At 42.7% G+C, this 6,474-nt stretch carries 4 protein-coding genes; 1 reads left to right on the top strand and 3 read right to left on the bottom strand.

Annotated elements, in window-relative coordinates; genetic code table 11:
• The 3 genes from V6R21_RS01230 to V6R21_RS01220 all read right to left on the bottom strand — a co-directional run.
• A partial coding sequence (locus V6R21_RS01230; protein WP_334240117.1) for a glycoside hydrolase family 38 N-terminal domain-containing protein occupies window positions 1-2,351 on the bottom strand: 2,351 nt, incomplete at its 3' end.
• A gap of 51 nt (window positions 2,352-2,402) precedes the next feature.
• Window positions 2,403-3,779 carry an HAD family hydrolase gene (locus V6R21_RS01225; protein WP_334239721.1) on the bottom strand — a complete coding sequence of 459 codons (1,377 nt, stop codon included), beginning with the start codon at window positions 3,777-3,779 and terminating at the stop codon, window positions 2,403-2,405.
• Between the two features lie 184 nt (window positions 3,780-3,963).
• The gene (locus V6R21_RS01220; RefSeq protein WP_334239719.1) at window positions 3,964-5,208 is read right to left on the bottom strand and encodes a DUF3370 family protein; all 1,245 of its coding nucleotides are present in this window, start codon (window positions 5,206-5,208) and stop codon (window positions 3,964-3,966) included.
• Between the two features lie 339 nt (window positions 5,209-5,547).
• Between V6R21_RS01220 and V6R21_RS01215 the strand changes: the two genes are divergently transcribed.
• Window positions 5,548-6,426: a helix-turn-helix domain-containing protein gene (locus V6R21_RS01215; protein WP_334239717.1), complete on the top strand. Its 879-nt coding sequence runs from the start codon at window positions 5,548-5,550 to the stop codon at window positions 6,424-6,426.
• Window positions 6,427-6,474 lie beyond the last annotated feature (48 nt).

Below are 6,474 nucleotides of genomic sequence, written 5' to 3'. Positions count from 1 at the left end.
TTCTCATGGGTATAGTCCTGCTCTGCTGCTGGGTTGATGATAAACTCAAACCCTCTCAACAATGTGATGGCAATAGTCTTATCCTGATCTTCCAGCACCTCATATTCCTTCAGACCATCTACCAGAATAGCTGCCCCTTTCTTGCCATCTGTTAGATCAACAAACTGGTGCATCGGGAAGTCATACATTGGTTGTTCTACCCATTCCGTTGTATCTGGTCTTTCCAGTGATCGTTTCACCACATCAAACTGTCCCTCGCCAAAGGAATGTGTAGCCCCTGTCAATCCTGTCGGGAACATGATACGCAGGCGGTGACTCTCCACCTTGTTATCCATCTCGATTTGGAAGTCCACTCGCTTGGCATTTTTGGTCAGGGTTACCAATAAGGTTACGGGTACATCCGTTACATTTCCATTTTCTGCTTTGCGGTCAGAAAGGTTATTGTACAATGAAAGTGTATGCCTGATGGCTACAGTAGCAGACAGTGCACCATTCTCCAGCACCTCGATCTCAGGTTTTGCTTTTTCAGTGGTCACAAATGGTGCTGTTGGAGTATTGACCCATGCATGCCCCGCTTCACCTTCATCATACAGGTAAGCGATCTCATTATATTCCGTACCTGATAATTTTTCTATGACATTCAGTGTACCATTGGCATTGATTGTCACCTTCAGGAAACTGTTTTCCATTACAGGCTGTGACAATACTGTCACCAGTCTATCTTTTGGCTCTAATACCAGTGCCTTTGGCTTGATGCGGAACGCTTTCATTCCAAACGCAGGAAGATCAGTCAGTTCTACATAGGCACGGTAACGAACCATATCAAAGAACATCGGACGGTTGGTCATTTGCTCTAGTACATGCTGCTGTGGCATACGCTCTATCAGCTGGCAGTTAAGCACCTTTCCGTCTTCATCCACAATTTCGAACCCTTCCTGATCAAACTCCACCGGAATGTCCAGATAGGCTTCCACCACGGTGGTTCTATTGCTGTTGTTCGGGTTGACTGCCACCAAGAATACTTTGTCGTTCACTTGCTCCTCCGAAGGATCCACCAGCCTGTCTGTATTCAGTTGCAGTACTGAATGTTTCATCGCACGTTCAAACACCCCTCTTGAGATTTCGATCACCTCCTTGTAGCGGTGCATCATGTCATCATGGATGGCATCCAGTGAGCAACCACCAATGGAATCATGTGCTGCATTCTGCAATACTTTTTCCCAAGCGATATCTAAGTACTGGTCGCGGATGTCACGTCCCTGCAATCCAGAGAATACGTTGAACGGCTCTGCATAAAACTGCAACCAACGCTCCGCATCAAAGTTTTTCTGCTTCAGGTACATCCTCGCTGAAGTTGTGTAACCGTACAGGTTACCGCTACGACGGTTTGCCTGAGCCGAACGGCGCTCACCTGTTACCAGTGACAGCTCTTCCTCATTGACACTTTCTGCAATATGCTTTGCATACTCCAGCAATGTGGAATGACGCACATCCAGGTTCATCTTTTCCTTAATATCCTTGATGATCTGTACTGTTTTGCCATTCGGACCTGAAGAGTCGTGTCCTTCCATCCAGATCTTATGCGGTGTCGTGAAATCGTGGTCCTGCTCCTCACGTAACCTGTTAGCCCAAGGCTCCAGTGTTTCAGGATAATACCCTTCGACTGGAGCTACAATAAAGAAGTCCTCATCTTGCTGCTGCCTGTCAGCGAAGTGGAATGGGGTCCCACCTTTTGACCACTTGTACTCCACCTCCCAAGGGTCTTCATTGTGTACCGCATTGCGGTAGATATAGAAATAGAAATTGTATCTCGGCATAGTAGAGAAACGTGAAGACACCATACGTGTGCCGTCTGCACCTTCCCACATAAACTCTGACCTAGGAGACTCCAGTGCATTGATGCCCCTGTAGAACATGATCAGGTCAATATTGAACTGCTTGTAAAGCTGAGGCAACTGAGAGATTTGTCCCCATGAGAATGGAGAGTAACCGATCTTGGAAACACCACCGTGCTCTGCGCAGACCTTGTGCCCAAGCAGTAGGTTACGGACATGGTTTTCGCCCCCTACCTGAAACTGGTCAGGCAAGATGTACCAAGGTCCGATCAACAGACGGTTCTCCTTCACAAACTGGATGATCTGTTCTTTTTTGTGAGGTTTCACTTCCAAATAGTCTCTCAGGACAATGGACTGGCTATCCAGATGGTATGCCCTGTACTCAGGATCTGATTCCAGAATCCCCAGTACGGCATCCATCATGTCGGTAAGCATTTGTCTGTTTCTTTGGAAAGGAAAACGCCATTCCCTATCCCAGTGTGTGTTCGATATTACGTGATAAACGTTATTCTCCATGGTTTTCTCTATGCTATATTTCTTTCTGATCTAAATAATTGGGTATGGGTATTATGACTGCAATACCTCATTTCGGATAAAAAGCTGTTCTTCGAGCAGTACCTCAGGCACACCGCCCTTGCAAATAAATGTGGCTGCACTCAGGTCATGTCCTGCCGTTTGGGCAAATGGGACAGCAATGCTTAAACCGATACCCGCCGCACGCATGGCAACTGTACCGCTTTGGCTGTCCTCAAAACCTGCTACCTTGTCAAAGTCATTTGGGTGAATTCCCAGTTGGTGAAGGGCTATGCTGTAAAGGTCACGGTGAGGCTTCAACCTGATCTCATTGGAATCAGAAGCTGTTACAAAGCTATCGTACACATTGCGGTAGTCAAATAACTGTTCGGCAATAAACTGCTTGCGTTTCTCAGACACCGCAGATTCCATAATCCATTCCCTGAGTACTGCAAACACCTCCTTGATCACAATATCCGCCTCATAAAAGATGGATGATGTCACCAGTCCAACCTTCAGTGGCTGTTGCTCGAATTGACAACTCAATTCAATCAGTCTGTTTGTCGTATAGTTGATATCAGTATCGGAGAAACTAACTCCCCGTTTCTTATTGTAAGTTTCAATCAGCTCCGGAAGCAGGTTTTTGATCTCTTCACCTAGCCAACCTTTCATCATCAGCAACAGTACACCTACTCCCGGCATTGGCTCAATCAGATGCTGACCTTTTTCCACATGACCAAATACTTCCTTTTGTACCTCATCACCTTGATTTAGCCTGATCATCTCCAGCAACTCATGATAACGCTGATAGTATATGTCAATCCCCATAGCCACAAGCATATCATCAGAGAAGTCTTCCAGTTTACCAGCATAGGTAGACACGAAGTAGACATTTGCATCTTCGCGACTATATTCTTCCTGTGACACAAGCTGTAGCAATGCCTGATCCTTTGCCATCTGACCAATGCCAAGTTTCAACAGGTTCTGCTCCACTTCCTGCTTTCTTTTTTGGTCTTTGCCGCATACGAGCGTCCAAACCACTGCATCCAGAAATGCCGTTACAATTGCCTCTTTCTTGAAAGTATCACCGTATTGACCTAACAAATACTCCACATGCTTGGTCGTGCTGTTGCCAATCACGTTCGGATAGTCCACTACCTTGTCAAGTCCTTCCCATAGAGTCTTATCCATGCGGTCACCCATTTTCCGAACCATGTATTCCAAGGCGTGCAGGCAAATCTCTTCCGTTGTAGTGGTGGTTCCATCCATGTCCATCACCACAGCCTTCAGTATTGCAACACCCTGTTCCTGCTTGGGAGCCAAGGCATACAATTCGTAAGAAGGAAATACAAACTCAGGGTTCTTGACCTTTGCGAACTGCTCTCCCAGCTCCATCACCATTGCCGAAGCATTGTGCTTATCTACTATCATAAATAAAGTGTTATCAAATCTGGATTTCTGATAGGAGGAGCTACATAAGTGATAGTTGTACTCTTTAAAGGTGAGTATTTTTTAAAAAAAAGAGGCTGCCCTTTGGTATGGAGCAGCCTCAGAAACATATAGAAATCTATATACGGCCTTTTGCAGATAGCCTTCACTGACTACCTGTTAGCTTTTAGTTCACTTGTAAGATAAGTTGTTGACCGGTGGTGATAAGCCCCGGAATATAAAAATCCAAATTGCCATTAAAGTTACCTCCTGCTGGTACATTCCAAGTAGCCAGCCACTGGCGAGGTGCTGTTGGTGTAGTATAGATGTTTTTGACTACTCCATTCATCTTCAATGGGCCATTATAAGTAAATGATGGGCTGTTGACACTATTCGTATAATTGGAAGCAAAGTACAAGGTCACTTGTTTGGCTGTACTATTTGGATTGTGCATCGCCAAGGTAATATCATATTGATGACCATAATTACCATACGTTTTCTCAGCTGAATCGGAAAGTCGAACTACGGATGGTGCATTCTGGTCCTGCAAGTAGACTCCATTAAAAGCAAACTTGCTGCTTGTATTTAAGGCAAACCCGATATACGACTGGGAAGCAGGCAGCGTGATATCTGTACTTCCTTCCCATCCACTATTGGCATATACGCCAGCTTCACGCCCATAAGCATTTGGGTTAGGAGAATATATATCTCCAGTAGCAGGCCCACCTTGGGATTTGTTGATGGCATCGGTCAAACTTCCATTAGAAGTCACTACAGTGTACACATAAGCACCAGCACTTGCCGTAATCTCAAAACGACCATCAATCATATTACCGTTAGGTACTGGTAGCTTGGCTACTTCGTAAGCTTTATAGCTATTCAAAGTTACATTGGAGAAAGAAGTACGTGGCGTATTGTTCAACCAATCTTTAGCCACATGAAAGCTCTGTCCTGTACCAGTCCCCTGAAGAGGCTTTTCTGAGTTGGTGTACATAGACCCTTTTCCAGAGATCGTGATGGAAGAGGCATTTGGATTCGTTACCAGTACATGCAGATACTTCTGACTTCCTGACTGATTAATATGAAACAGATAGACAGGTATGGTTCCAGAAACAGGGTATGCTGCTCCACCACGAGTAGCATCCGTACGCGAGTTTTGCATTAACCAACCTGTTCCTCTAAATATTTCGGGGTTGTTACTTTTCCAGATCTTATTGCCTGAAAGCCCTCCTCCCAAATCTTCTAACTGGTCCTGAGGTACAATTCCAGAAATAGAGCCAGCTGTCCAATCCGATTGCGAAACAGCCATTCTGAGGTTATGTTGAGCATCAGGCTGTTCATTGATTTCCTGTTGCAATTGCTCTTCCTGATGACAAGCATTCAGGAACAAAGTACTCAATACCAAAGTGAGTACAAACGTTACTTTTTTCATCTTAATAATTTGTTGTTGTAATTCAATAAATAACTTATTGCTAAGAGGTTAGTAACTGTAAATTGTACTCTTATTTAGATGTTTACTTTAAAAAAATTTTATCTTATAGAGACTAATCAGCAACAGATAAGTTATACAGAAGTCATAACTCTAACCTATATTCTCTTATTCTTAAAAGAATATAGATTTTGCTCAAAATACAGTCAGACGCAAATGGTAATAAGCTATTTATTTTGGATCTCTGAGGCTAAAATATAGTACAGTTGGAAAGGTTAAAAACAATCAATAAAGTCTATTGTTGTAACTTCATCAATAAGCTATTACAATGATAAAACAGAAGTGAAAGAAACCGTACCACAAATTAAGTTCAGCAATAAACGTAAGGAGAGTCAGTTTGATTTTATCTGTCTCGAAGAGTTGTATGCACGCAAGGAGTTAACGCATACACTTTTTGATTTCCAACAGATTGACTTCTATATGCTACTTTTCTTTACAGATGGGCAAGGTATACACACGATTGACTTTACAGATTACACTTACCATAAGGGAACTATTCTAAGTATCAGGAAGGATCAAATTCATAAGTTTTTTAAATCCAGTGCAAAAGGTTATCTGCTGCTTTTCACTGAAGATTTCCTGTTCCAATTTTTCAACCACTCAGAAGTACTTAAAAGTCTACAGCTCTTTAATGAGCTAATCACTTCTCCAAAAATTGAGTTGGATAAAAATGCATATGCCACTTTCATTAAAATTATTGACGAGATAGGTCACGAATATTTTGATATTCAAGATGAATACTCCTTAGGTACTATCAGAAGCCTAATGCATATCCTGTTCTCCAAGATTCTAAGAATCAAATCCAAAGACAATCAAATATTGGAAGGGAAAAAGTATCTGGCAGAATTTACCCATTTTCAAGTGTTGGTTGAGCAACAATGCTTAAAAACCAAAAAGGTAGCCGATTATGCAGACCAGATGGCTGTAAGTACCAAAACCCTTAATAATATTACCCAGCGGATTGTACATAAGCCTGCCAAAACCTTTATTGATGAGATTGTAATGACACAGATCAAACGATTGCTGATCAATACAAAACTGACTGTAAAAGAAATTGCCTACGAATCGGGTTTTCAGGAACCTACCAACCTGTACAAATTCTTTAAAAAGCATACAGATGTTAGCCCTGAGGTATTCAGACAGACTTATCAGATTGGGTAACTTTCCCATTTTCACAGTTATAAATCAATTTTGTATAACTATTTGGCT

This window comes from Limibacter armeniacum (assembly GCF_036880985.1).
GTDB classification, from domain to species: Bacteria; Bacteroidota; Bacteroidia; order Cytophagales; family Flammeovirgaceae; genus Limibacter; species Limibacter armeniacum.
The sequence above is the reverse complement of the archived record's forward strand: the minus strand, read 5'-3'. Positions and strand labels throughout refer to the sequence as shown.

What these genes read in the sequence shown, in the direction of transcription:
- V6R21_RS01220 (WP_334239719.1), bottom strand. Translation starts at nt 5,208, where the DNA reads ATGAAAAAAGTAACGTTTGTACTCACTTTGGTATTGAGTACTTTGTTC.
- V6R21_RS01225 (WP_334239721.1), bottom strand. Translation starts at nt 3,779, where the DNA reads ATGATAGTAGATAAGCACAATGCTTCGGCAATGGTGATGGAGCTGGGA.